This is a genomic window from Nocardioides endophyticus (genome assembly GCF_039543845.1).
Classification (GTDB): Bacteria; Actinomycetota; Actinomycetes; order Propionibacteriales; family Nocardioidaceae; genus Nocardioides; species Nocardioides endophyticus.
Window position 1 is genome coordinate 63,274 of the sequence record NZ_BAABKN010000014.1, and the last position, 25,155, is coordinate 88,428.

Sequence of the window (25,155 nt, forward strand, 5' to 3'; positions counted from 1 at the left end):
GGTTTGCAGTTAGAACGTGTTCTAGTATTCGACCATGACCGAGGAGCGCGAGTACGACGTCGTCGTGGTGGGTTCGGGTGGCGGGGCCATGACCGGGGCGTTCCTCGCCCAGAAGGCCGGCCTGTCGACCGTCGTCGTCGAGAAGACGCCGCTCATCGGCGGCACCTCGGCGTACTCCGGCGGCGCCTGCTGGCTCCCGGGCAGCCAGGTGCAGCAGCGCGCCGGGATCGGCGACTCGACCGAAGGTGCCCGCGACTACCTCGGTGCGATCCTCGAGGACCCGGACGCCGCCAAGATCGAGGCGTTCCTGGCGCACTCCCCCGAGCTGGTGGCCGAGCTCGAGGAGGCGGGGCTGCCCTTCGAGTGGCTCCCGTTCGCGGAGTACTACGACGCCCCCGGCCGGGTCGCCATGGGCCGGTCCATCCAGCCGGCCAGCATCAAGCGTGGGGAGCTGCCTCCCGAGGTCGCCGAGCTGGTGCGGCCTCCGGTCGAGCGCGACCGGGTCGGCGAGGGCGGCCGCAACACCCTCAGCGGCGGACAGGCGCTGATCGCCCGGCTGGCCGCGCTGCACGCCGCGGCCGGCGGTGAGATCCGCACCAACCTGCCCGTCACCGGACTGGTCGTCGACGACGAGCGCGTCGTCGGCGTCGCGGCGATGACGCCCGAAGGCCCGGTCGAGATCCGGGCGCGTCGCGGCGTCCTGGTCGCCGCGGGCGGATTCGAGGGCAACGCGGCGCTGCGTGCCGAGCACGGGGTGCCCGGCGACGTGGCCTGGACGATGGCGCCTCGCCAGACCAACACCGGCGAGCCGATCGAGGCCGGCATCGCGATCGGCGCGGCCGCCGACTTCCGGGGCGTGGGCTGGTTCTGCCCCGGCCTGGAGCAGCCCGACGGCAGGGGCTCGTTCACGCTCGGGTTCCGGTCCGGGCTGATGGTCGACGCGAGCGGCAACCGCTACGCCAACGAGTGCCTGCCCTACGACCGGTTCGGCCGCGAGATGGCGAAGGCACCGGAGCGGATCCCGTCCTGGTACGTCTTCGACTCCCGCGAGGGCGGGCGGCTGCCGGCGATCGCGATGCCCGAGGGTGACCCGGCCGAGCACCTCGCTGCCGGCACCTGGGTGCGGGCCGACACGCTCGCCGAGCTGGCCGACCTGACCGGCGTACCCACCGACGCGCTCGCCGCCACCGTCGAGCGCTACAACGGCTTCTGCAAGACCGGCGTCGACGAGGACTTCGGTCGCGGCGAGGACGAGTACGACACGTTCTTCGCCGGCGGCACCGGACCCAACAAAGCACTCACTGCATGCGACCAGCCGCCGTACTTCGCGGCACGCTTCGTGCTCTCCGACCTCGGCACCAAGGGCGGCCTCGTCACCGACGCCTCGGGCCGGGTGCTGCGCGAGGACGGCACGGCGATCGCCGGGCTCTACGCCTCGTCGAACTCGGCCGCCTCGGTGTTCGGCGGCGTCTACCCCGGTCCGGGCGCCCCGCTCGGCTCGGCGATGGTGTTCGCGTCGCTCGCCGTGCGCGACATCACCGCCTGAGCGTCGCCCCGCTGGTCGAGCAGCGAAGGCGCCCTGGCGCCTGAGTGTCGTCGAGACCCCGCAACCGGCCCGCCTCCTCAACCACCGATCAGCTGTCGGTGTCGTCGTCCTGCTGTTGTCCCTGCTGGCCAGCGGGCGGCTGCGGCATCCCGTTGCCGTTGCCGGGACCGCCATGCTGGAACCGCTGGCCGGGCCCACCGTCACGGAAGTCGTTGTCGGGGCCGTCGGAGTGCACCGCGTACCCGATGATGCCGCCGGCGAGACCGCCGATCAGCAGCGTGGCCACGGCGATGGCGGCGACCACCGGGAGGCCGAGGGTGCGGCGCACCTTCGGCGCCGGCGGCTCGACAGGCGGAGGCGGAAGCGGAGGCTCGGACGCAAGAGGCACGGTCTGCTCGGTCATGGCCCGAGGGTGACCGGACGACCTGTGCTGGACCTGTGCGCGGGCGGTGAGCAGGTCGTGAACTCGCCACAGGAAGCTCACAGGAAAGGCACAAGTACTGTCGGCAAGGTGTCAGCCATGGACCTGACCCGCCCCGATGGCACTCCCTTGCGCGTGCTGGTCGTCGACGACGAGATCAACATCGCCGAGCTGGTGTCGATGGCGCTGCGCTACGAGGGCTGGGACGTGCGCGCGGCGCACACCGGCTCGAAGGCAGTAGCCGCGGCCAAGGACATGAGGCCCGACGCCGTGGTGCTCGACATGATGCTGCCGGACTTCGACGGGCTCGAGGTGCTGCGCCGGATGCGCGCCACCCAGCCCGACCTCCCGGTCGTCTTCCTCACCGCGCGCGACGCCGTCGAGGACCGGATCGCCGGCCTGACCGCCGGCGGCGACGACTACGTCACCAAGCCGTTCTCGCTCGAGGAGCTGGTCGCCCGGCTGCGCGCCCTGATGCGCCGGGCCGGCGCCCAGCAGGCGGTGACGTCGTCCGTCCTCACCGTCGGCGACCTCGAGCTCGACGAGGACAGCCACGAGGTACGCCGCGGCGGGCAGGACATCATGCTGACGGCGACCGAGTTCGAGCTGCTGCGATTCCTGATGCGCAACCCGCGCCGGGTGCTGAGCAAGGCCCAGATACTCGACCGGGTCTGGAACTACGACTTCGGCGGCCAGGCCAACATCGTCGAGCTCTACATCTCCTACCTGCGCAAGAAGATCGACGCCGGTCGCGAGCCGATGATCCACACCATGCGCGGTGCGGGATACGTGCTGAAGCCGGCGTCGTGACCAAGGTCCGCGACCGCTTCGCGTCGCTGACCTCCAGGTTGGTCGTCACGACGGTCCTGTTGGTCCTGGTGGTGTCGGTGCTCATCGGGACCGCGACTACGTTCGCGGTCCGCAGCTATCTCACGGACCAGCTCGACCATGACGTCGCCTCAGCGCTCGTCCGCGCCGAGCGGCCGCCGATCGGAGGCAACCTGCCCTCCCCTGACGGTGCCGGCAACGCCCGTCAGTTCCAGGAGCGACCAGGCTTCGCGCCGGGTGGATTGACGGCCTACCACTTCGAGGACTACGACCCTCCGTGGTTCGGCTGGGTGACGCGCCAGCAGGAGGACGGGACGATCGGAGACGTCCAACTGTCGGACGACGCGCTCGCTGAGCTCGCGGCGCTCCCGTCGGACGAGGAGCCGCGGCAGGTAGACCTCGACGGCGTCGGCAGCTATCGCGTGCTGGTCAACGAACAGGGCACCGTCGTCGCCGGACTCCCGACGGCCGACGTCGATGACGTCGTCGCCAACCTGATCTGGTGGGAGGCCCTGCTCGCGGGCATGGCAGTGCTGGCGAGCGCCGGCGCAGCCCTGCTCGTCGTACGCCGCCAGCTGCGTCCCTTGCGCGAGGTCGCGGCGACCGCGCACACCGTCGCCGAACTACCGCTCGCGGAGGGCGAGATCGACCTCACCGAGCGAGTCCCCGACCACCTCACCGACGAGCGCACCGAGGTCGGCCAGGTGGGCTCGGCCCTCAACACCCTGCTCGAGCACGTCGAGACCTCGCTGGCAGCAAGACACCGCAGCGAGCAGCAGGTGCGGCAGTTCGTCGCCGATGCCTCGCACGAGCTGCGCACTCCACTGGCGACGATCGCCGGCTACACCGAGCTCGCCCGCCGGCGACCGGACGACGCCGCGATGCTCGGGACCGCCCTCGACAAGGTCGAGGAGGAGTCGGGACGGATGACCTCGCTGGTCGAGGACCTGCTGCTGCTGGCCCGCCTCGACGCCGGCCGCCCGCTCGAGCGCAAGCCCGTCGACCTCACCCGCCTGCTGGTGGAAGCGGTCTCCGACGCGCGTGTGATCGACCCGGACCACCGGTGGCGGGTCGACATCCCCGACGACCTCATCGACTGCCCCGCCCTCGTCACCGGCGACGAGCTGCGACTGCACCAGGTCATCACCAACCTGCTCACCAACGCCCGCAAGTACACGCCGGACGGCACCACGGTGACGGTGTCGGTACGCCGCGGCGGGTTCGCCGTCCACGACGACGGCCCGGGCTTCCCGCCGGACCTGGTAGACCACGCCTTCGAGCGGTTCGCCCGCGGCGACGCCGCTCGCACCCGCGGCCAGGAGATGGGCGTCGGCCTCGGGCTCGCGCTGGTCGACGCGATCGTGTCCGCGCACGGCGGCCGGGTGACGCTCCGGTCAGTCCCCGGCGACACCACGGTGGACGTCACGTTGGCGGGCTAGCTAGTCCGGAATCGCCTCGACGACGGCGCGCAGCGAGCCCGCGATGATCGCGAGCAGCTGGTCGCGAGTGACGCCGCCAGGGTCGTCGATCCAGGCGAGCACGAGCTCCTCGGTCATCGCCGACCAGCCGCGCACGACGAGGCGGGTCGCCGGAGTGTCAGGGACAATCTCGCCCTCCCCAGAATCCGCGACGGCGTCCTCGCGGAAGATCCGGCTGTTGAGAGCTGCCCTGGCCTCTTCGTAGATCGCCCGCAGGCTCTCGTTGCCACCGGCGGCGGCCTTGACCAGGGAGACGTAGCCCTCGTGGTTGGCCACCACGTAGTCGACGTACGCCCTCACCGACGTGAGCAGTCGCTCCAGCGGCTCACCGTCGGTCGGCGGCGTGGTCTGCGCGATCAGGTCGTCAGCGGCGTGACGTACGACGGCCTCGTGGAAGGCCTGCTTGCTGCCGAAGTAGTGGTAGAGCAGGCCACGCGAAATGCCTGCCTCCTCGGCGAGCAGGTCGATCGACAGCTCGTCCAGGGAGCGGTGCGCCAGCAGTCGCACGCCGAGGTCGAGCAGCTGCTCACGACGCTGCTCCGGTGAGAGCCGGGTGCGGGGGGTGGTGGTCACGGTCCTCACTCTATTGACGGTCGTTCAATAACGGAAGTACGGTCGGCGCATGACTGCACCGCAGGTTGGCGCGCAGGTCGGCCAGCACGTCGACCATCTCATCGTCGGCGCCGGATTCGCGGGACTTTGCGCCGCGATCAAGCTCCAGGAGGACGGGGAGCGCGACTTCCTCGTCATCGAGAAGGCCGCCGAGGTCGGCGGCACCTGGCGCGACAACACCTATCCGGGCGCGGCCTGCGACGTACCGAGCCAGCTCTACTCGTTCTCGTTCGCGCCCAACCCGGAGTGGAGCAGCTCCTACTCCCCCGGCGCCGAGATCCAGGAGTACATCCGCGGAGTAGCCGAGCGGTCGGGGACACTGGACCGCTTCCACTTCGACACCAGCTTCGACGACGCCGCCTGGGACGAGGCATCCGGTCGCTGGACCGTGCAGGTCACCGGGCCGACCGGCTCTCGCACCCTGACCGCCACCACCCTGATCCTCGGGGCCGGCGGCCTCTCCGAACCGCGCCTCCCCGACCTCGAGGGCATCGCGGACTTCCAGGGAGAGCTCTTCCACTCGGCCCGCTGGGATCACTCCGTCGACCTGACCGGCAAGCGGGTCGCCGTGATCGGCACCGGCGCCTCAGCGATCCAGATCGTGCCCGAGATGCAGCAGGCTCTGCAATCCACTGGCGGTCACCTCGACGTCTACCAGCGCACCGCGCCGTGGGTGATCCCGCGCAACGACCGGGTCTACGGGAAGCTCGAGCGACAAGCGCTGCGGCGGATCCCCATGCTCGGCAGGCTCTACCGGACCGGCATCTACTGGGCCCACGAGGGCTACGTGCCGGCGTTCACGATCGAGCCGAAGATGGCGGCACCGGCGAAGAAGGCGGCCGCCGCCAACATCGCCAAGGGCATCAAGGACCCGGCGCTGCGCGCCCAGGTCACGCCGTACTTCGAATTCGGCTGCAAGCGGGTGCTGCGGTCCAACACCTACTACCCGGCGCTCGCGGCCGGCAACACCGAGCTCGTGACCGACCGGATCGCGAAGGTCACCGGCGACGCGATCGTCACCGCCGACGGTGTGGAGCGACCGGTCGACGTGATTGTCGTGGCGACCGGCTTCTACACGACCGAGCTGCCCGTGACCGAGCACATCAGGGGCACGAGTGGACGCACGCTCGCCGACACCTGGCGCGAGAGCGGCATGGCGGCCTACAAGGGCACGACCGTGCCCGGCTTCCCCAACCTCTTCATGCTCGTCGGCCCCAACACCGGCCAGGGCCACACCAGCATGGTCTTCATCATCGAGTCGCAGGTCGCCTACGTCCGCGACGCCATCCGCACGATGCGCGCCCGGGGCTGGGCATCCGTCGAGCCGCGGCCGCGCGCCGCCAAGCGGTGGAACGCCGATCTCCAGCGCCGGATGAAGCGCACGGTGTGGACCCGAGGTGGCTGCCAGAGCTGGTACCTCGACGAGCACGGTCGCAACACGACCCTGTGGCCCAAGTCGACCGTCACCTTCCGACGCCAGCTCGCCAGGTTCGACGCCGACGCCTACGACGTACGTCGCACCAACGCCCCGAGCCGAGAGGACGTCCCCGCATGAAGAGCTTCGACGGCAAGGTCGCCGTGATCACCGGCGCCGGATCAGGCATCGGCCGCGCGCTGGCCGTCAACCTCGCCGGCAAGGGAGCACGGCTCGCACTGTCTGACGTGAACGACGACGGCCTGGCGCAGACCGTCGACCTGGTCAAGAACGCCGGCGCTCGTGAGGTGCGCTCCGACCACCTCGACGTGGCCGACCGCGCCGCGTTCACGGCGTACGCCGCCGTGGTCGTCGAGCACTTCGGTCGGGTCAATCTGGTGGTCAACAACGCAGGGGTGGCGCTCGCCGGGGACCTGGTCGACCTCGAGTACCCCGACATGGACTGGATCATGGGGATCAACTTCTGGGGGGTCGTACACGGCACCAAGGAGTTCCTGCCGCACCTGATCGCGTCCGGCGACGGCCACCTGGTCAACATCTCGTCGCTCTTCGGGCTGGTCTCGATGCCCGGGCAGAGCATGTACAACGCCGCGAAGTACGCCGTACGCGGGATGTCCGAGGCGGTCCGCGAGGAGATGCTCGTGGCCGGTCACCCGGTCGGGGTGACCGTCGTGCACCCCGGCGGCATCAAGACCGCGATCGCGCGCAACGCCCGCTACTCCGACCAGGAGGACGGCGTCGAGAGCGCGAAGTTCTTCGACAAGAAGCTCGCCCGGATGGCTCCCGAACGAGCGGCCGAGATCATCCTCAAGGGCGTCGAGACCGACAAGGCCCGCGTGCTGGTCGGGATCGACGCTCACGCCGTCCACCAGCTCGCGAAGCTGCTCGGCTCGCGCTACCAGGACGTCTTCGCCAACCGCGCCAAGAAGATCGCGCCGACGAAGATCGTCTAGGAGTCCTGGCGCTTGCGGCGCTCACGCCGGCCGGCGTGGGTCGGACGCCCCCGGAGCGGGCCGACCAGGCGCGGACCGGCCAGGCGGCTCTCGAGCCGTTGCGCCTCGCGGTGCACCGGCTGCGCGACGTACTCGCCGAGGATCACGCCCGCCGACAGCGCGGTCGCGACCGACGCCGCGGTGATCAGCGCCAGCAGTCCCTCGGATGTCTCCGTGCCGCCCTCGGTCAGCAGGCTGAGGCCGCGGTAGATCGAAAGTCCCGGCAGCAGCGGCACGACGGCGGAGACCACGATGACCAGCGGCGGGATCCGCAGCCTGGCGGCGATGCCGTAGCTGATGAAGCCGACGAAGACGGCCGCGAACGCCGTCGGCCAGGTGCGTCCGAACCCGCCGATGGTGATCGACTGCGTGATCGTCATCGCTGCGGCGGCGATCAGGCCGATCGGGACGAAGCTGCGCCGAGGCGCGTACGACGCGAACGCGAAGCCCGCGGCACAGATGGCGGCGCCGAGCGCCATGACCGGCACGCCCTCGAGGTCCCCGCCCAGACCGGGGTCGATCTGGCCGACGTCGACGCCGATCACCTGGCCGAAGGTGAGGCCACCGCTGACGCCGGCGATGATGCCCGCGGTGGCGAGCAGCGCCTCCGTCAGCCGTGCTCCCGCGGTGACGTAGAACCCGGACAGCGCGTCCTGGAGCGCGCCCATGAAGCCGATCCCGGCGAGCAGCATGACGATGTTGGCGGTCACGACCAGCGACGGGTCCAGGTCGAGCGGCGTCGCCTCCGCGACCGCCGCCGCGAGCACCGCGATCGCGGTCGCGACGCCGCCGCCCGCGACCTGCCGGTAGAACGCCGGCAGCCGACGCCGCGACATCACCAGCTGCAGCCGGTCGATGCTGACCGCGGCGACGAAGGCGATCGCGACGACCGGCAGGTTGCCGCCGAGCTGCAGTCCGACGCCCGCGCACATCACGCCCCAGCCGAGGCTGACCGCCCAGCGCGGCAGGATGTGGCCCGACGACACGATCCGACCGAGACGGTTGCGCGCCTCCTTCAGGTCGCAGTCGCCGTTGAGCACGTCGCGGGTCAGGTGGTCGACGAGCGTCAGGTCCTCGTAGTCGATGTCGCGGTGCTTCACCTGCCGGATCAGCACGTACGCCGGCTCCTCGGGATCGGCCTGATAGCTCATCGACAGCTGGGTGAAGGTGACGTCGACCTCCGGGTTGCGGGCGCCGAGCTGCCACGACAGCGACTGCATCGCGGCGGTGACGTCCGCCGCGCCAGCTCCCGACGAGAGCAGCAGCTCACCGACCCGGAGACAGAAGTCCAGGGTCAGGTTGAGCTCGCGTGCTTCCAGCATGGGCGCCATCGTGGCAGCCCCGTGGTAGACAACGCACGTGGCACCACCGAACCCCGGCGACGCCGTCCGCGTCGTCATGACCAAGTGGGGCGACCGGCCGCACTGGGAGTTCGACTGCCGCTTCCTGGGCAGTGACGACCACGGCGACTGGCTCGGCATCGCAGCGGGCACCACGATGACCCGACCGGGCGCGACGTACGTCGCGGGGACGAACCAGCTCGGCCTCGTACCCGCGCCCGGGCCCGACGTCGGACGCGGCTGGCTCGCGACCTTCCACGACGCCGGCGGGCCGCTGCGCGTGTACGTCGACATCACCTCGCCGCCGGTCTGGGACGGCGCGGTGGTGCGGGCGATCGACCTCGACCTCGACGTCCTCTGCGGACCGACCGGGCGGGTGTGGATCGACGACGAGGACGAGTTCGCCGACCACCGAGCCCGGTTCGGTTACCCCGACGACGTCTCCCGCGGGGCGATGAGGTCGTGCGACCTCGTGCACGCACAGGTCCTGGACCGGCGGCCGCCGTACGACGGTGACAGTGCCGCCGCCTGGCTCGCCCGACTGGGGGACCTGCTCGCGCCGTGACCTGTGGAACGCTGTACTACGTGCGCATCGACTTCCACGGATCTCCCGAGCCGACGCTCGGTGTCGAGTGGGAGCTCGCGCTGGTCGACAGGCGTACCCGCGACCTGCGCAACGACGCCACCCATCTCTTCGCCCGGGCCAAGCCCCGGCTCGCCGACCCGGGCAAGCTGCACAAGGAGCTGCTGCGCAACACGGTCGAGATCGTGAGCGGGATCTGCCACACGGTCGGCGAGGCGATGGACGACGTCCGCGGCACGCTCGAGGCGGTGATCCCGGCCGGCGACGAGCTCGACATCGACCTCTTCGGCGCAGGCACCCATCCCTTCGCGTCGTGGACGGTGCAGGAGCTGTCCGAGGGACATCGCTACGAGGAGCTGATCAACCGCACCCAGTGGTGGGGTCGGCAGATGCTGATCTGGGGCGTGCACGTGCATGTCGGTCTGCCGTCGCGGGAGCGGGTGATGCCGGTCCTGTCGGCGTTGCTCAACTACCACCCCCACCTGCAGGCGCTCTCTGCCTCGTCGCCGATCTGGGCCGGCGTCGACACCGGCTACGCCTCCAACCGTGCCCTGATGTTCCAGCAGCTGCCGACGGCGGGGCTGCCGTTCCAGTTCGCGCAGTGGTCGGAGTACGAGTCCTTCGTGCAGGACCAGCTGACCACCGGGGTCATCGACGAGCTCAACGAGATCCGGTGGGACGTCCGGCCGGCGGCCCACCTGGGCACCATCGAGAACCGGATCTGCGACGGCGTCTCGACGCTCCCCGAGCTGGCCGCCCTCACCGCGCTCACGCACTGCCTGGTCGTCGACCTCGACACCCGGCTCGCGGCCGGCGAGGACCTCCCCACGCTGCCGCCCTGGCACGTCCAGGAGAACAAGTGGCGCGCCGCGCGCTACGGCCTCGACGCGATCATCATCACCGATGCCGCGTCCAACGAGCGCCTGGTCACCGACGACCTCGCCGAGCTCGTCGAACGCCTCTCCCCCGTCGCTGACCGGCTGGGCTGCTCCGCCGAGCTCGCCTCGGTGATCGAGCTGCCGCAGCGCGGTGCGTCGTACCAGCGCCAACGCATGGTCGCCGCCGAGCACGAGGGCGACCTGGTCGCCGTCGTCGACTCGGTCGTCCGCGAGCTGAGAGAGGGGCTCTAGCCCCGGCCTCAGTAGCCCTCTGGTGGCGGCACCATCTCCAGGCGCACGCCGAGCAGCCGGACCGCCCGGTCGTGCTCGACCCGGTCGAGCAGCGAGACCGCCGCGGCCGCGAGCACCTCCGGGTCGTTGGTCGCCTCCGGGAGGGTGAGGCTGCGCGAGAGGGTGATGAACGGCCTGAGCCGGATCTTCAGTCCCACCCGCGCCGCCGGACGGCCCTCGCCGTCGATGTCGGCGACCACCCGCCGAGTGATGCGGCGGACGGCGTCGGCGACCTCGTCCCAGTCCTCGATGTCTGTCTGGAACGTCTCCTCCCGTCCGTGGGCGCGCGGCACCCACGGCGTCGGGTCCACCAGGCTGGGGTCCTCGCCCCGGCCGAGCCGGTGCAGCCATGGCCCGGTCGACGGACCGACCTCGGCGGCGAGCACCCGGACGTCGGAGTGGGCGAGCTGGTCGACGGTGTCGATGCCGAGAGCGGCCAATCGCTTGCCTGTCCTGCCACCGATGCCCCACAGCGCCGTCGTAGGTCGGTCCCCCATCACCTCTTCCCAGTTGTCGGCCGTCAGCTGCCACACCCCGCGCGGCTTGCCGAAGTCGGTCGCGATCTTGGCGCGGAGCTTGTTGTCACCGATGCCGACCGAGCAGTGCAGCTCGGTCGCCGCCAGCACCTCCGCGCGGATGTGCTCCGCGAACACCCGCGGGTCGCCCAGGTCTCCGTGCCCTGGACCTGCCGCGAGGAACGCCTCGTCCCAGCCGAGCACCTGCACGACCACCGGCACTCCGCCCCACTCCAGGGACCGCAGCGTGGCCATCACCTCCTCGGACGCGACGTTGTAGGCCTCGTGGTCGACCGGCAGGAAGACCGCCTCCGGGCACTTGCGCACCGCCACCCGCAGCGGCATCCCGGAGCCCACCCCGAAGGCGCGGGCGGCGTACGACGCCGTCGACACGACGCCCCGCTCCGTCGGGTCGCCCCGTCCGCCGACCACGACGGGCAGCCCGGCCAGCTCGGGGTGCCGCAGCACCTCGACCGCGGCGAGGAACTCGTCGAGGTCGACGTGCAGCACCCAGGGCTGGCCGCTCATCGTGGTGGCGGTGGCAGGGCGTCCGTGGACTCGAGCTGCCCGAGGCCGGTGACCATCAGCAGGTCGACGACGACCGAACGGATCTGGGCGAGCACCGCCTCCGCGGCCAGCACTTCGGTGCGCTCCACCTTGCCGGTCGCGTCGCCGACCGTCAGCAGCGCGTCCCGGGCAGCGACGGCCATCCGGTCGGAGGCAAGCTCGTCGGCCGCCATGTCGGCGGCGTCGGCGAGGTCGAGCGCCAGCAGCGAGTAGGAGTCCGGCACCGGACGCCGGTGGTAGGCGGCCACCGCCGTCTGCCGGACCAGGACGCGGGTGCTCCGCAGGGCGCGGTCGAGCGGGTCGACCAGGTCGACCATCTTGCGCAGGTCGCCCTTGTGCCGGACCCGGAAGGGCGACGACTCCACGACCGACAATCCCTCGTCGGCCGCGTCCTTCAGCTCTCGGATCAGCGAGTCCGTCGTCCGTGCGTCGGCCAGCAGGGCCATCGCCCGCTCCACTTCGCCGTCGGTCATCACCTCCCCCGCCGCTCGCAGGAGCGTCGAGATCTTGCGCATCACGACCGCGGCCTGCTCTCGGGGCCGACGTAGCGGCGCGGCGGGCACCACCGTGGCGGCCACCAGAGCCACCACTCCTCCGACCACCGCATCGGTCCAGCGCGTGAACGCCGCACCCGGGTCAGGCACCAGCGACGCGACCACGATCGACTGCACCGCCGCCTGGGTGACGAAGAGCTGCCCGCCGTCGAGCAGGAACGCCGCGGACATCGCGAGCGCGACGATCAGGGCGATCTGCCACCCGCCCGAGCCCAGCCAGGCCACCAGCAGATCCGCCAGGAACACGCCCACCGCGACGCCGACGGTGACCTCGGCGACCCGCCGCAGGCGCTGCCCGTACGACGTCCCGAGCGCGACCACGGCGGCGACCGGGGCGAAGAACGGCGTCGGGTGGCCGAGCAGGTCGGAGGCGATGAACCAGGCCACGCCGGCCGCCACCGCGCACTGCGCGATCTGCCAGCGCTTCGCCTCCCAGCGCTTGACCCGAGTCCGGACGGACGTCCGCCCGACGTGCCACATGCGGTCGAGCGGTCCGGCCTCCACGGGGCCGATCCTGCCACGCGCGAGCAGCGGCGACGGTCACTCATCCGGCGTGCGCCCACTCAAGTGCCTGTTGCAGGTCGGCGAGGTCGCGGTACCAGGTGCGCACCTCGGTCCGGCAGCGCACCCGATCGACCCGGGCGTCGTACTCACCGCACTCGGCGCGTGCCTCCGAGTCGGTCGGCGGATAGAGCGCCGAGCCGTCGTAGTGGCGGATCTCGAAGCCGTTGGCCGCGTCGCCGGTGACCTCGACGATCGTGTCACCGGGCGGCGAGTCGTCTGCGGCGACGGCGACCACGCCGAAGCCACAGCCGAGGGTGGCGACGATGCCGGCGACGATCAAGGCGGTCAGATGTCTCATGGGCTGCTCCCGGAGGTCGAGCACCGGCCGATCCGGTGCGCTGACGACGTTAGGAGCGGACGGGGACGTCGAGAGCCGTGACGTCCACCGCCTGTGGAGACCGGCGTCGGGAGCCGCGCTGTGGACGGCAGGCGGGCTCAGCCAGCGAGCTCCACCGAGATTCGTGGTGTCGTCGCACCCGCCGGCGATCGACGTCAGCGCACTCCCATGCCTCGGCGAGCGGCACCATGTGGTCGATGTCGAGATCGGCCGGGGGTATGTTGCGAGACCCCGTCGTAGTACGAGAACCAGCGCTCTCCGGTCAGTGCACAGCCCGACCCGACCGACGGTCTCTCCTCGGCTTCCGCGATCATCACCTCATGACGGGTGTTGCACCCGTCGCCGTCGGCGTCGACCCCCAGCGTGAAGAGGTCGCGGTCGTAGCCGGTGCGCACCTCGCTCGCCACCGGCAGGTCGGTGAGGCATGAGGGATCTCCCGAGACGAGGCCGACGGTGGTCCCCTCGACCTCACCGCGAGAGCCCGTCCCCGCGCAACGGTGAATCCCCTTGCTCACCGCTCCGTTCGCAAGGGGTTCACCGTACGGCGGGCTCAGGGCCCCAGGCACTCAGCTCGGGTCACGGGCCTCTCGAGGGTTCGGCAGGAACTGTCCGAGGAACACTCCGTCAATCAGCACCGGCCGACCGCTCGAGACCACGCGGAGCTGCAGGGTCCGCTTCTGGGACCTGAGCGAGTCGCGGTCGGCCGGCAGCGGCACCATTCGCTTGGCCGGCCCGGCCGTGCTCAGCGTGCGGATGCGCCGGCCGCCGAGCAGCACCTCGACCTTTCCGCCGCGCGGGACCTGGCGCACGAGGAGCATCAACGAGGTGAAGGGGTAATTGCGGAAGGTGAGCGTCGCCCCCTTGCGGGTGCTCCTCAGCAAGGTGTTCCGGTAGCTCTTGGCGTCGCGCACCCGCGACCATCCCTTCGACCGGTGCAGCCCACGGTCGTCCACCGGGGCCATCGTGCACCGTACGGGCGACTCGTCGCCGACGTTGCCGACGCCGTCCGTCGCGCGGGCCTGGAAGCAACGCGTGCTACCGGGCGCCACCCGGAGCGCCCGTTGGGTCCGACTGGTGGCGCCGACGGCGGTGCGCCACCGGAGGTCGCCGTTGCCCTGACGCGGACCGAAGTCAGCGACCTGGAGCCGGTACGACGCGACGCCGCTCCAGTCGTCTCGTCCCGACCACCGGGCGATCAGCCGGTTGTCGAGGTTCGCGCGGGACACGTTCCGAGGCGTCGTCATGGGGCCGACGTGGTCGTTCGCGCTGACCCGCACGTCGTCGCCCCCGTCGGTCCACGCCGTGGGCGCCACGCCGTCCTGGCTTCCCACGGCTGCGGGCGAGGGCGTCGCGAGGCGGGCGTCCGCCGCGGTCGCAACGGTGCCGAGGGTGGCGGTCGGTCCCCACGTCGTACCGGACCGGAAGGCCGCGCGCACGGTGCACCCCGCCGCGTCCGGGCGGCACCACGACACGGCCTGCCCGCCCGGGCCGGCGCTGGCGGCGAACTGGTCCGCGCCGAGCACGCCGGCGCCCGAGTCCAGCGTGACGGGTGCCGACCACGCGCCTGCGGTCGACACCCCGAGCGCCGACGACTTCACCGACCAGGTGCTGTCGTCCTGCTCCCGCCAGACGAGCACGTGATCCCCCGGTCCGAGGAACTTGGCGAGGGAAGGCTCAGCTGCGTTACCTGCCGAGGCGGGTACGCCGAAGACCTGCCACGACCCGAGCCGGTCCAGCAGAGCGGTCCGCACCTCGGCGGCGGCGGACCCCGCCTTCTCGACCCAGGCGATCTCACCCGATGCGCTGAAGGCGAGGTCCGCGTACGTCGAACCGGTCCGCCCGAGCGCCTGGGGGGATCGGTTGCCCACCATGTTGAGCAGCAGCTGCTGGCTGCGGTCAGGCGCCTGCGACACCCACACGACGTACGGGAAGTCGAACGGCGCGAGGCCACCGGCGGTCTCGACGAACGTCACCTCTGCCGCGGGCGCCACCTCGACCAACGAGGATCCGTTGCGGGCGACCAGTCGCTGCTTCCCGTCACCGAGGTCCTCGGCCCAGACGAGGTGCTCCCCGGCCGTGGTCACGGTGCCGGGGACGACGTGGTCGGCGACGACCGTCGGCAGCGTCGCCCCGAGGTCGCTCGGGCGCAGGCCGACCGTGCTCAGGGTGCTGCCGACGCTGTAGGACACGGTGAGTCCAGCCAGCTGCTCGAGGCGCGGCGCCCCCGTGGGGTCGGCAAGCGTGATCGGCGCGGACCAGGCGGCACCCGGACGTCGGTAGGCCAGCACGACGTCGTCGGTGGCGGCGTCGACCCAGGTGAGGACAGTCCCCTGCGCATGCGTCGACGGGTCGACAAAGGTGTCGACCTGCAGCTGGGTGACCTGGTCTCCGGTGTCGACCAGGTCGTCGGTGTCGACCCAGGTGGGTGCGGCCGACGCCGGCAGCACGGCCAACCCGGACAGGACCAGACCGGCGACGCCGGCCAGGGTGGTGCGCTTCATCAGCGACAACCTCTCACTCGGACGGCGCGCGTCCCGCGCCTCTCACCCTGGAGAGCGTCCAGGAACCAGAACGCGTTACATCCTTGTGGCGACGGTCACCGAGGTCCACACTCGGACGACTCACCAACGTAAGGGGCGGCGTGGTCTCACTGATCGATCCGACAGGTGCGTCGTTCCTCCTCGTCGAGAACCGCAGCATGCCGATGCACGTCGGCGGACTCCAGCTCTTCGAGAGGCCGGAGGGGGCCGGGCGCGGCTACGGCCGCGAGATGTACGAGTCGATGCGTGACGTGGAGGAGATCGCACCACTCTTCCTCAAGCGCCCGCACCGCTCCCTGTCGACCGCGGGCCAGCTCGCGTGGGTCGAGGACGAGCAGTTCGACATCGACCACCACATCCAGCACAGCGCGCTGCCGAAGCCCGGCCGGATCCGCGAGCTGCTCGACCTCAGCGGGCGGTTGCACAGCACCCGGCTGGCCTGGGAGCGGCCGCTGTGGGAGGCCCACGTCATCGAGGGACTGCGCGACGGCCGGGTCGCGCTCTACACGAAGATTCATCACTCCCTCGTCGACGGCGTCGCCGCGATGCGGCTGGTCCAGAGCACGCTCACCGACGATCCCGACCTGCGGGAGATGCCGCCGCCGTGGGACGCCCGGACCCGTCGCGGCCGCACCCGGACGCCGCGCAGCAGCGACGAGACCGGGCTCGCCGAGATCCCCACCCAGGTGCTGCGATCGGCCCTCGCCATCACCGCAGAGGCGGCCGGCATGCCGAGCGCTCTGATCAAGACCATCAGCAAGAGCGTGCGCAACGAGACCTCCTCGGTCTCGCTCTACGCACCGCGCACGATCTTCAACGAGAAGATCACGGCGTCGCGGCGGTTCGCGGCGCAGGACTGGCCGATCGAGCGGCTGCAGGCGATCGGCAAGGCGATCGGCACGACGATCAACGACGTCGTCCTCGCGATGTGCGGCGGCGCCGTACGCCGCTACCTGCTCGAGCTCGACGCACTCCCCGAGGCACCGCTGGTCGCGATGGTGCCGATCGGCCTGAAGGCGAAGGAGTCCCACCTCGCCTCCACCGACGGCGGCAACGCCGTCGGGTCGGTGATGTGCCAGCTCGGCACCGACCTCGAGGACCCCGTCGACCGGCTGATGGTGATCCACACCGCGATGCAGGACGGCAAGCAGGCACTGTCGACGATGACGCCCCTGCAGATCATCGCGATGAGCGCGCTGGGCCAGGCGCCCGCGATCGCCGCACCGATGCTGCGGATGTCGGGCCTGGTGCGGCCGCCGTACAACCTGATCATCAGCAACGTCCCCGGTCCCCGGACCACGCAGTACTGGAACGGCGCCCGGATGGTCGGCCACTACCCGCTGTCGATCCCGATCAACGGGATGGCTCTCAACATCACCTGCATCTCGTACGACGGCAACCTCGGCTTCGGCTTGATCGGCTGCCGCCGGACGGTGCCGCACCTGCAGCGGCTACTGACCTACCTCGACCGCGAGCTGGTCGCGCTGGAGCGAGCCGCCGGGGTCTGACGGCCGGTCTGACGGCAGGGCCTCTCGCGCGCCACTGCGCTCGGCACCGACACCCGCGGCGACGACGAGGCCGACGCCCAGCACGCCGAGCAGGTTCGGCACCTGGTGCAGCGCGACGAACCCGATCACCAGCGCGAACGCCGGCTCCAGCGCCATCAGCGTGCCGAAGGCACCCGCCGTCAATCGACGCAGCGCGAGCAGCTCGAGGGTGAACGGGACCACCGGGAGCAGGATCGCCAGTCCCAGACCGACCAGCAGCAGCTCGGGGCTCAACCGGCCGACGACGCTCGGCCCGGCGACCACCGTCGCAGTCAGGGCCGCGACCGGCATCGAGATCGCGAGCCCGGCGATGCCGCTGACCTCGTCGCCGACCCGCTGGGTGAGCAGGATGTACGCCGCCCAGCAGGCGGCTGCCCCGAGAGCGAACGCCACCCCGACCGGATCGGCGGTCCCCGCCCACGGCTGGGTCAGGAAGACGACTCCGGCTGCGGCGAGCAGCGCCCAGAGGCGGCCGGTGCCGCGACTGCGGACCACGGCCACGCCCAGCGGGCCGAGGAACTCCAGCGCACTCGCCGTACCCAGAGGCAGCCGGGCGACCGCCGCCATGAACAGCATGGTCAGGCCGGCCGTGACGACGCCGAGCGCGATGCCGGCTCGCAGCGCCTCACGGCTGAACGCCGACCGTCGCGGGCGCACGATCATCAGCATGAGCGCACCGGCCCACACGAGCCGGAGCCAGGCGGCGCCCTCGGCGCCGATCTGGTCGATCAGCCCGACGGAGGCGGCCAGGCCGAGCTGGACGCAGAGCATGGAGACGATCGCCATCGAGGCTCCGGCACGGGACTGGGACTTCATGCGTCCAGTACAGACCCGGACATTCGTCCACGTCCACGTGACTTTGCTGGACATATCGTTCAGCGATCGTGAACGATGCTGCCATGGACGTACGGCGCCTCCGGCTGCTCCTCGAGCTCTCCCGCCTGGGCTCGATGCACGAGGTCGCCGCCGAGCTCGGCACCACCACCTCGGCCGTGTCCCAGGGCATCGCGGCCCTGGCTCGCGAGGTCGGCACGCCACTTGTCGAGCCAGACGGCCGCCGGGTCCGCCTCACCCCGGCGGGGCACCGACTCGCCGAGCACGCGGTCGCCATCCTGGCCTCGGTCGAGGCCGCGCGGCTCGACCTCGACCCGGCCGCCGAACCCGCCGGAGTGGTGCGGGTCGCGGGGTTCGCGACCGCGATCCGTCGGTCCCTGCTCCCCGCGATGGACGACCTGGCGCGCACCCACCCCGGGATCGAGGTGCGGGTGCACGAGTACGAGCCGTTGGAGGCCTTCGACCTACTCGCCCGCGACGACGTCGATCTCGCGCTCACCTACGACTACAACCTCGCTCCCTCGTCCTGGCGCAGCGACCACGACGTCGCCGACCTCTGGAGCGTCGACTGGGGGCTCGGAGTTCCGGCCCGGGAGAGGCGCGCACCGTTCACGTCGTACGCCGAGCGCGACTGGATCGTGAACTCCCGCAACACCGCCGACGAGGAGGTGCTGCGCATGCTCGCGTCGATGGCCGGGTTCACGCCGCGCGTCGTGCACCGCATCGATGCGCTGGAGCTGGTCGACGACCTGATCGTCGCCGGTCGGGGCATCGGGCTGCTGCCCCGCGGGCGTGCCTCGCGCCGCGGGGTACGCGTGCTGCCGCTGACCGACCCACTCGTCACCATGCGGGCGTACGCCGTGACCCGCCGCGGCCGCGATCGGTGGCCGCCGTTGCGGGCAGTCCTGGACCGACTGACCGCCTGAGCCTGGTTGTCCCCGCCCGGAGACCCGTTGGTCGAGCTTGTCGAGACCCCGGCAGCCGAAGCCGACGTCCAGGCTGCGGGGTCTCGACGACGCTCGCTGGCGCTCGCTGCTCGACCACCGGCGGTCCGGCCTAGACGGACAGCTCCTCGTAGCCGCCGCCGACCGTGTCGGCGACCGCCTGCAGCCGGGCCCGGGTGATGTCGGCGACGGTGAGCAGACCGGCGGCGTGGGCGTTGGACCCGGCGCGGGTGGGCTCCGCGGAGTTGATGCTCACGCAGCGGCGCGAGCCGCCGTCGGCGGCGTTCTGGAGGGCGACAGCGTGCCCCGTCGTACCGCTCCCGGCGAAGAAGTCCACCACCAGCGCGTCGTCGGGCATGGTCCCGAGGATCCGGCGGATCAGCCCGGTCGGCTTCGGCGACTCGAAGACGTGGCCGACCAGCTCCTTGAGCTCGGCGACCGCGGTGTCGGTCGACCCGACCTCCTCGGCGAGCCAGATGGTGCGCAGCTTCTTGCGCCGCCCGCCCGGGGTGTCCCGGAGCATCCAGTCGCGCTGGTAGACGTCGATCCGGTCGCCGTTCTTGCCCTTGACCACCCGGCAGACCACGTCGTCCGGCCGCTCCTCGATGAGCGGCCTGCTCCACCGCCACACGGCGGGCCGGCCGTCGCCGAAGACCGGCTCGATCTCGACCGCGCCGTCGTACGGCGTCGTGCTCACCCGTCCGCTCTCCGGGTCGCCCCACACGGTGAAGTGCAGGGTCCGGGCGGTGAGCGGGTTGAACTTCTTGTTCGTGTTGCGCAGCGGCAGCAGCCGGTAGCGCCGGCCGTCGGGCGCGGTCAGGTTGAAGTCGCGCTCGTCGACGGAGTCGGAGCTGCTCGCGTCGAGGACGGTACGGCGGGCATCCCGGGCGTAGACGAGGACGTACTCATGGTTGGTGGCGAACCCCCGGCCGAGCTGGCGGCCCTTGGGGTTGAGGTTGACCACGACCTGGGCGAGCAGGTTGTCCTCGCCGAAGACCTCGTCCATCAGCAGCCGCAGGTGCGCGACCTCGTTGTCGTCGATGCTGACGAAGATCGCACCGGTGTCGGCGAGCACCTCGCGCGCCGCCACCAGACGCGGCTCCATCATCGCGATCCAGGCCTGGTGCCGGCTGCGGCGCGAACCGTCCGCGCGGAAGTCGTCGTGGTAGGCGAAGTCGTTGCCGGTGTTGTAGGGCGGGTCGATGTAGACCAGGTCGACCGGCCGCCCCAGGCGGACCGGCAGCGTCGGCAACACGTCGAGGTTGTCGCCCTCGACGAACACGTTCTGCGCCTCGCCCACAGGCTGAGAGTAGAGACACGCGCCACCGTGATGCCCCAACCTCGCCGAGCGCGACCTACTATCGGCCAGGTGCGTACTCGGGGGTCGATCGTCGTAGGGGTGCTGTCGTGCGCCCTCGTAGCGGGTGCGCCCGCCCTGGCCGAGGACGCCGGCAGGCCATCCGACCAGCAGTCGGCACGGCACGACGTACGCCGCGATCTGCACCCCGAGCACACCTCCGACGGTCAGCCCGGCTGGATCGCGCCGCCGACCAGCCCCTACGCCCGCTTCACCGCGCCGCGACGGATCGACGTCGCCGAGCACGAGATCGCCCCGGGCGTGACGCTCACGCAGTGGACGCAGATCGACTCCCGCGGCCCGATCCAGGCGCACCTGCTCGCGATCAACCCGAAGACTCCCGGCCTCCGGATCGACTACGCCGACTCCGGGACGGTCCGCGGGGTCGCGACCGTCCCTGAGATCCTCAAGCGCACCGCCCGCTCGGTGGCGGGAGTCAACGGCGACTTCTACGACATCGGGCGCACCGGCGCGCCGCTCGGCCTCGGCAAGGACCGGAAGCACGTCGTCCTCCACGGCCGCAAGACGGGCTGGAACTCGGCGTTCTACTTCGACAGCCGCAACCGGCCGACGATCGGCCAGCTGCCGCTCAACATGCGCGTGAAGCACCACCCGGAGATCCCGCTCACCGACCTGAACTCGCCGTACGTCGCCGCCGACAGCGTCGGCTACTACACCAAGCGCTGGGGCAAGACCGCCGGCTCCGCCATGACGCAGGGCCAGCGCACGAAGGTGCGCGCCGTGTGGATCCGCAACCGCAAGGTCGTGCGCGTGTCCACGAAGGTCAAGGCCGACAAGACGATCCCGGGCAGCGTGCTGATCGGCCGGGGGGCCGGCGCCCGCGCCCTGCGCGGTCTCAAGAAGGGCATGCGGGTCGTCGTCCGCGCCGGGCTCAAGGGCAAGCCCCGGATGGCGATCACCGGCAACCAGCTGCTGATCACCGACGGCGTCGTCAGCGTGATCGACAACCGGGTGATGCACCCGCGGACGGCGGTCGGGATCGACAACGACACCGGCGAGGTCCTGCTGCTCGTGATCGACGGTCGGAGCAAGGCCAGCCGCGGCTACACGATGCTGGAGCTCGCCAACCTGATGGTCGACCTGGGCGCCGACACGGCCCTCAACCTCGACGGCGGCGGCTCCTCGACGATGGTGGCCAGGAGCGCTGACGGCCGCAACCGCGTCGTCAACGTCCCCTCGGACGCCTACCTGCGCAAGGTGACGAACGCCCTAGCGGTCACCTACACCCCGCCGAAGTAGCCCTACGCCGGCACCAGCACCAGGGCGACCGTGGTGATCGGCGCGAAGCACTCCTTCGTCGGCGACGGGAGTACGGCGTGCAGGGCGACGTCATCGCCGGTGCCCGTGCCCACGACCCTCGTCGGCACCTCGCACCCGACCGCGACGACCGCGGCAGCGAGCTGCTGACCCTCGGGGACCTCGGTCTTGCCAGCGGCCGTCACGATCTCGCCCCCGAGCTCGTCGTTGCGGAACTGGTCGGCGTACGCCTGGACGGCGGCGTCGTCGGCGAGCACCGTCGGCTCGGTCGTGACCTCGCCGCCTGCGGAGGTGCCGGTCAGCAGGGCGACCTGGGTGACCGCTGGGCCGACACCCGGGTCCGGCGCGTCGTTTGCCGAGTCCTGGGCGTCACTGCCGCAGGCGGTGAGCGCCAAGAGAAGCCCGAGCGCACCGAGAGTTCGTCGCATGACCATGGGACGGTAGCCGGTCCGCCCGGGTTCCCAGAGAGACGGCAGAGCGTGGCAGGCTGCGCGGGTGCCCCGCTTCACCCGCGCCGAGCTCGAGTCCTACCGCGACGCCGAGGTGCCCGACCTCATCGGCCCCGACCTGCGGCTGCTCTTCGTCGGCATCAACCCCGGTCTGTGGACCGCAGCCACGCAGACGCACTTCGCGCACCCGGTCAACCGCTTCTACCCCGCGCTCCTCGAGGCCGGGATCGTCACCACGCCGATCAGCCCCTCGGCGGGCATGACCGACGAGGATCGCGGGCGCCTGCGCGCTCGCGGCATCGGCATCACCAACATCGTCCGCCGCGCCACCGCCAGGGCCTCCGAGCTCACCGACGAGGAGCTGCGGGCCGGCGGTGTCGAGCTGGCCGCGACGGTCCGGCGTACGGCGCCGAAGGTGGTGGCGATCGCCGGGATCACGGCGTACCGCACGGCCTTCGGGCGGCGGAAGGCCGTGCCCGGCAGGCAGCCCGACCCGTTCGAGGGCGCCGAGCTCTGGATCGTGCCGAACCCCAGCGGTCTCAACGCCCACGAGACCGTCCACACGCTTGCCGTCGCGTACGGCGCGGCCGCGCGGGCTGCAGGGGTCCTCTAGACCGGGAAGGCCTGGTCCTTGCCCAGCACCGTCAGCCCGTCCTCGACCAGGAACCCGCGCGCCCGGTCGTCGTCGGGATCGACTCCGAGGCGCGCGCCCGGCGGTACCACGACGTTCTTGTCCAGGATCGCGTTGCGGACGACGGCGCCGTCGCCGATCTGCACACCGTTCATCAGCACCGAGCCGGTCACCTCTGCACCGGCGCCGACCCACACCGCCGGGGACAGCACCGAGCTCTGGACGCGACCGCCCGTGACGACGACACCCGGCGAGAGCACAGCCTCGTCGACGAACGGCGTCTGCCCGGCGGCGCCCTTCACCAGCTTGGCCGGCGGCTGCGGGCCGTAGGAGGTGTAGATCGGCCAGTCGAAGTTGTAGAGGTTGAAGACCGGCAGTGGCGAGACGACGTCCATGTGCGCGTCGTAGTACGACGAGAGCGTCCCGACGTCGCGCCAGTAGCCACGGTCTCGGTCGGTCGAGCCCGCGACGTCGTTGTTCTTGTAGTCGTAGACGGCGGCCTGCTGGCGCCGTACGAACGACGGCACGATGTCGCCGCCCATGTCGTGCTTCGAGCCGATCTCCGTGGCGTCGCGGGTGACCGCCTCCACCAGCGCAGCGGCGTCGAACACGTAGTTGCCCATCGACGCGAGCACCTCGCCGGGGCTGTCCGGCAGACCGACCGGGCTGGTCGGCTTCTCGAGGAAGTCGCGGATCTTGGACGGGTCGTCGGGGTGCACGTCGATGACGCCGAACTGGTCGGCCAGCTCGATCGGCTGCCGGATCGCGGCGACCGTGCAGGCAGCCCCGCTCGCGACGTGCGCCTTCACCATCTGGTGGAAGTCCATCCGGTAGACGTGGTCGGCGCCCACCACGATCACGATGTCGGGCTTCTCGTCCTTGATCAGGTTCAGCGACTGGTAGATCGCGTCGGCACTGCCGAGGTACCAGTTCTTGCCGACCCGCTGCTGCGCCGGCACCGGGGTCACGTAGTTGCCGAGCATCGTCGACATCCGCCAGGTCTGGGTGACGTGCCGGTCGAGGCTGTGCGACTTGTACTGCGTCAGCACGACGACCTGGAGGTAGCCGCTGTTGACCACGTTGGAGAGCGCGAAGTCGATCAGCCGGTAGATGCCCGCAAAGGGCACCGCCGGCTTCGCCCGGTCCGCGGTGAGCGGCATCAGCCTCTTGCCCTCACCTCCCGCGAGGACGATCGCGAGGACCTTCTTGCGGGAACCGATAGCCATGGGGCCAACGTAGTCGGGCCCGCGGCCACCGCGAAGTGGGCCGGCGCGTTAGGTTCGGCATCGTGCGAGTCGACGTCCTTTCCCGTGAATATCCGCCCGAGGTGTACGGCGGCGCCGGCGTCCACGTCGCCGAGCTGGTCAGGGCACTCCGTGCCCGATCCGACGTCGAGGCACACGTGCACGCGTTCGGTGCTCTTCGGGACGAGCCGCTGACCTCGTCGTACGCCGACCTCACCGAGCTGTCCGGCGCCAACGCGGCGCTGCGCACCCTCGGCGTCGACCTGACCATCGCCGACGGCTGCGCCGGCACCGACCTGGTGCACTCGCACACCTGGTACGCCAACTTCGCCGGCCACCTCGCCTCGCTGCTACACGGCGTGCCGCACGTCGTCTCGGCGCACTCGCTCGAGCCGCTGCGGCCGTGGAAGGCCGAGCAGCTCGGTGGCGGCTACGCGGTCTCGTCGTACGTCGAGAAGACGTCGTACGAAGCGGCGGCTGCCGTCATCGCGGTGTCGGCGGCGATGCGTGACGACGTGCTCTCGTCGTACCCCTCGATCGACCCGGCGCGGGTGCACGTCGTGCACAACGGCATCGACACCGCCGACTGGGCGCCGATCGTGAACCCCGACCGGGTGCGCGAGCTGGGCGTCGACCCGGACCGGCCGTCGGTGGTGTTCGTCGGCCGGATCACCCGGCAGAAGGGACTGCCCCTCTTCCTGCGTGCCTGTGCCGAGCTGCCGTCGGAGGTGCAGGTGGTGCTGTGCGCGGGAGCGCCCGACACCCCGGAGATCATGGCTGAGGTCGAGGGCCTGGTCTCCGACCTCCGGGCCGGCCGCGACGGCGTGGTCTGGATCGCCGAGATGCTGCCGCGTCCCGACGTGGTCGCGCTGCTGACAGCCGCCACCGTGTTCGCGTGCCCGTCGATCTACGAGCCGCTCGGCATCGTCAACCTCGAAGCGATGGCCTGCGAGACCGCCGTCGTCGCCACCGCGACCGGCGGCATCCCCGAGGTCGTCGTCCACGGCGAGACCGGGAGGCTGGTCCCGATCCTCCAGGCCAGCGACGGCACCGGCACGCCGCTCGACCCGGAGCAGTACGTCGCCGACTTCGCCGAGGCGCTGATCGCAGTGGTCTCCGACCCCGCTCGAGCGGCCGAGATGGGTCGGGCCGGGCGGGCGCGGGCGATCTCCGACTTCTCGTGGGAAGCGATCGCCGAGCGGACGGTGGAGGTCTACCGTTCGGTGCTGTGACGCCTGCCGCCACGCGCCGGGACGTCATCCGAATCGTGGGCTAGAGGCCTCGATTCGTATGACGTCTTGAGGACAGCGCGCTCTGGCGACCGCGGCAACGAACGCGCCCCCGCCGGCAGCCGGATCTTCCTCGACACCGGAGCAGGATGCCCTACCGT

At 71.2% G+C, this 25,155-nt stretch carries 24 protein-coding genes; 12 read left to right on the forward strand and 12 right to left on the reverse strand.

Annotation, left to right across the window (positions count from 1 at the left end; translation table 11 throughout):
- The first annotated feature begins 34 nt into the window (after nt 1-34).
- Nucleotides 35-1,546 (forward strand): FAD-dependent oxidoreductase, encoded by a 1,512-nt coding sequence (locus ABEA33_RS10465; protein ID WP_345526711.1) that lies wholly within the window; start codon nt 35-37, stop codon nt 1,544-1,546.
- Nucleotides 1,547-1,634: 88 nt separating this feature from the next.
- On the opposite strand, the gene ABEA33_RS10470 is transcribed toward ABEA33_RS10465, so the two are convergent.
- Complete coding sequence (locus ABEA33_RS10470; RefSeq protein WP_345526712.1) at nt 1,635-1,949, reverse strand: hypothetical protein; 315 nt, start codon at nt 1,947-1,949, stop codon at nt 1,635-1,637.
- A gap of 117 nt (nt 1,950-2,066) precedes the next feature.
- On the opposite strand from ABEA33_RS10470, the gene ABEA33_RS10475 reads away from it, so the two are divergent.
- Both ABEA33_RS10475 and ABEA33_RS10480 read left to right on the forward strand, forming a co-directional pair.
- The gene (locus ABEA33_RS10475) at nt 2,067-2,777 is read left to right on the forward strand and encodes a response regulator transcription factor (protein ID WP_345526713.1); all 711 of its coding nucleotides are present in this window, start codon (nt 2,067-2,069) and stop codon (nt 2,775-2,777) included.
- Nucleotides 2,774-4,234, forward strand: coding sequence for a sensor histidine kinase (locus tag ABEA33_RS10480; protein WP_345526714.1), 1,461 nt, complete (start codon nt 2,774-2,776; stop codon nt 4,232-4,234). Before ABEA33_RS10475 ends, ABEA33_RS10480 begins: the two co-directional genes overlap by 4 nt.
- Here the strand turns inward: ABEA33_RS10480 and ABEA33_RS10485 are convergent, their stop codons facing one another.
- Nucleotides 4,235-4,846 carry a TetR/AcrR family transcriptional regulator gene (locus tag ABEA33_RS10485; protein ID WP_345526715.1) on the reverse strand — a complete coding sequence of 204 codons (612 nt, stop codon included), beginning with the start codon at nt 4,844-4,846 and terminating at the stop codon, nt 4,235-4,237.
- Between the two features lie 49 nt (nt 4,847-4,895).
- Here ABEA33_RS10485 and ABEA33_RS10490 point away from each other — a divergent pair, with 49 nt between their 5' ends.
- Complete coding sequence (locus ABEA33_RS10490) at nt 4,896-6,440, forward strand: flavin-containing monooxygenase (protein WP_345526716.1); 1,545 nt, start codon at nt 4,896-4,898, stop codon at nt 6,438-6,440.
- Nucleotides 6,437-7,273: an SDR family NAD(P)-dependent oxidoreductase gene (locus ABEA33_RS10495; protein ID WP_345526717.1), complete on the forward strand. Its 837-nt coding sequence runs from the start codon at nt 6,437-6,439 to the stop codon at nt 7,271-7,273. Before ABEA33_RS10490 ends, ABEA33_RS10495 begins: the two co-directional genes overlap by 4 nt.
- On the opposite strand, the gene ABEA33_RS10500 is transcribed toward ABEA33_RS10495, so the two are convergent.
- Nucleotides 7,270-8,634, reverse strand: a complete 1,365-nt coding sequence (locus ABEA33_RS10500) for a threonine/serine exporter family protein (RefSeq protein ID WP_345526718.1) — start codon at nt 8,632-8,634, stop codon at nt 7,270-7,272. The two genes, ABEA33_RS10495 and ABEA33_RS10500, sit on opposite strands and share 4 nt — an antisense overlap.
- 37 nt (nt 8,635-8,671) lie before the next feature.
- Here ABEA33_RS10500 and ABEA33_RS10505 point away from each other — a divergent pair, with 37 nt between their 5' ends.
- Both ABEA33_RS10505 and ABEA33_RS10510 read left to right on the forward strand, forming a co-directional pair.
- Nucleotides 8,672-9,217 carry a DUF402 domain-containing protein gene (locus ABEA33_RS10505; RefSeq protein ID WP_345526719.1) on the forward strand — a complete coding sequence of 182 codons (546 nt, stop codon included), beginning with the start codon at nt 8,672-8,674 and terminating at the stop codon, nt 9,215-9,217.
- A gap of 20 nt (nt 9,218-9,237) precedes the next feature.
- Nucleotides 9,238-10,365, forward strand: a complete 1,128-nt coding sequence (locus tag ABEA33_RS10510) for a glutamate--cysteine ligase (RefSeq protein WP_345526720.1) — start codon at nt 9,238-9,240, stop codon at nt 10,363-10,365.
- A gap of 8 nt (nt 10,366-10,373) precedes the next feature.
- Here the strand turns inward: ABEA33_RS10510 and ABEA33_RS10515 are convergent, their stop codons facing one another.
- The 5 genes from ABEA33_RS10515 to ABEA33_RS10535 all read right to left on the reverse strand — a co-directional run bounded on the left by ABEA33_RS10515 (nt 10,374) and on the right by ABEA33_RS10535 (nt 15,442).
- Nucleotides 10,374-11,447, reverse strand: coding sequence for a DNA polymerase IV (locus tag ABEA33_RS10515; protein WP_345526721.1), 1,074 nt, complete (start codon nt 11,445-11,447; stop codon nt 10,374-10,376).
- Nucleotides 11,444-12,544 (reverse strand): FUSC family protein, encoded by a 1,101-nt coding sequence (locus tag ABEA33_RS10520; RefSeq protein WP_345526722.1) that lies wholly within the window; start codon nt 12,542-12,544, stop codon nt 11,444-11,446. The genes ABEA33_RS10515 and ABEA33_RS10520 overlap by 4 nt, the downstream gene beginning before the upstream one ends.
- 40 nt (nt 12,545-12,584) lie before the next feature.
- Nucleotides 12,585-12,902 carry a hypothetical protein gene (locus ABEA33_RS10525; RefSeq protein WP_345526723.1) on the reverse strand — a complete coding sequence of 106 codons (318 nt, stop codon included), beginning with the start codon at nt 12,900-12,902 and terminating at the stop codon, nt 12,585-12,587.
- Between the two features lie 194 nt (nt 12,903-13,096).
- Nucleotides 13,097-13,456 carry a hypothetical protein gene (locus tag ABEA33_RS10530; RefSeq protein ID WP_345526724.1) on the reverse strand — a complete coding sequence of 120 codons (360 nt, stop codon included), beginning with the start codon at nt 13,454-13,456 and terminating at the stop codon, nt 13,097-13,099.
- A 51-nt stretch (nt 13,457-13,507) separates the two neighbouring features.
- Nucleotides 13,508-15,442, reverse strand: a complete 1,935-nt coding sequence (locus tag ABEA33_RS10535; RefSeq protein ID WP_345526725.1) for a hypothetical protein — start codon at nt 15,440-15,442, stop codon at nt 13,508-13,510.
- Between the two features lie 140 nt (nt 15,443-15,582).
- Between ABEA33_RS10535 and ABEA33_RS10540 the strand changes: the two genes are divergently transcribed.
- Nucleotides 15,583-16,989 carry a WS/DGAT/MGAT family O-acyltransferase gene (locus ABEA33_RS10540; protein ID WP_345526726.1) on the forward strand — a complete coding sequence of 469 codons (1,407 nt, stop codon included), beginning with the start codon at nt 15,583-15,585 and terminating at the stop codon, nt 16,987-16,989.
- Here the strand turns inward: ABEA33_RS10540 and ABEA33_RS10545 are convergent.
- Entirely contained in the window at nt 16,933-17,844 is a 912-nt protein-coding gene (locus ABEA33_RS10545) for an EamA family transporter (RefSeq protein WP_345526727.1), read from the reverse strand. The two genes, ABEA33_RS10540 and ABEA33_RS10545, sit on opposite strands and share 57 nt — an antisense overlap.
- A 68-nt stretch (nt 17,845-17,912) precedes the next feature.
- Here ABEA33_RS10545 and ABEA33_RS10550 point away from each other — a divergent pair, with 68 nt between their 5' ends.
- Nucleotides 17,913-18,788, forward strand: a complete 876-nt coding sequence (locus ABEA33_RS10550; protein WP_345526728.1) for a LysR family transcriptional regulator — start codon at nt 17,913-17,915, stop codon at nt 18,786-18,788.
- Nucleotides 18,789-18,918: 130 nt separating this feature from the next.
- Here ABEA33_RS10550 and ABEA33_RS10555 read toward each other — a convergent pair whose 3' ends face one another.
- Nucleotides 18,919-20,106: a site-specific DNA-methyltransferase gene (locus tag ABEA33_RS10555; RefSeq protein ID WP_345526729.1), complete on the reverse strand. Its 1,188-nt coding sequence runs from the start codon at nt 20,104-20,106 to the stop codon at nt 18,919-18,921.
- Between the two features lie 69 nt (nt 20,107-20,175).
- Here ABEA33_RS10555 and ABEA33_RS10560 point away from each other — a divergent pair, with 69 nt between their 5' ends.
- Nucleotides 20,176-21,423: a phosphodiester glycosidase family protein gene (locus ABEA33_RS10560; protein WP_345526730.1), complete on the forward strand. Its 1,248-nt coding sequence runs from the start codon at nt 20,176-20,178 to the stop codon at nt 21,421-21,423.
- Between the two features lie 2 nt (nt 21,424-21,425).
- Here the strand turns inward: ABEA33_RS10560 and ABEA33_RS10565 are convergent, their stop codons facing one another.
- Nucleotides 21,426-21,869, reverse strand: coding sequence for a hypothetical protein (locus ABEA33_RS10565; RefSeq protein WP_345526731.1), 444 nt, complete (start codon nt 21,867-21,869; stop codon nt 21,426-21,428).
- Nucleotides 21,870-21,936: 67 nt separating this feature from the next.
- Between ABEA33_RS10565 and ABEA33_RS10570 the strand changes: the two genes are divergently transcribed.
- Entirely contained in the window at nt 21,937-22,503 is a 567-nt protein-coding gene (locus ABEA33_RS10570; protein ID WP_345526733.1) for a mismatch-specific DNA-glycosylase, read from the forward strand.
- Here ABEA33_RS10570 and glgC read toward each other — a convergent pair.
- The gene (gene glgC / locus ABEA33_RS10575; protein ID WP_345526734.1) at nt 22,500-23,747 is read right to left on the reverse strand and encodes a glucose-1-phosphate adenylyltransferase; all 1,248 of its coding nucleotides are present in this window, start codon (nt 23,745-23,747) and stop codon (nt 22,500-22,502) included. The two genes, ABEA33_RS10570 and glgC, sit on opposite strands and share 4 nt — an antisense overlap.
- A gap of 62 nt (nt 23,748-23,809) precedes the next feature.
- Here glgC and glgA point away from each other — a divergent pair, with 62 nt between their 5' ends.
- Nucleotides 23,810-24,997 carry a glycogen synthase gene (gene glgA, locus ABEA33_RS10580; protein ID WP_345526735.1) on the forward strand — a complete coding sequence of 396 codons (1,188 nt, stop codon included), beginning with the start codon at nt 23,810-23,812 and terminating at the stop codon, nt 24,995-24,997.
- The last annotated feature ends 158 nt before the right edge of the window (nt 24,998-25,155 follow it).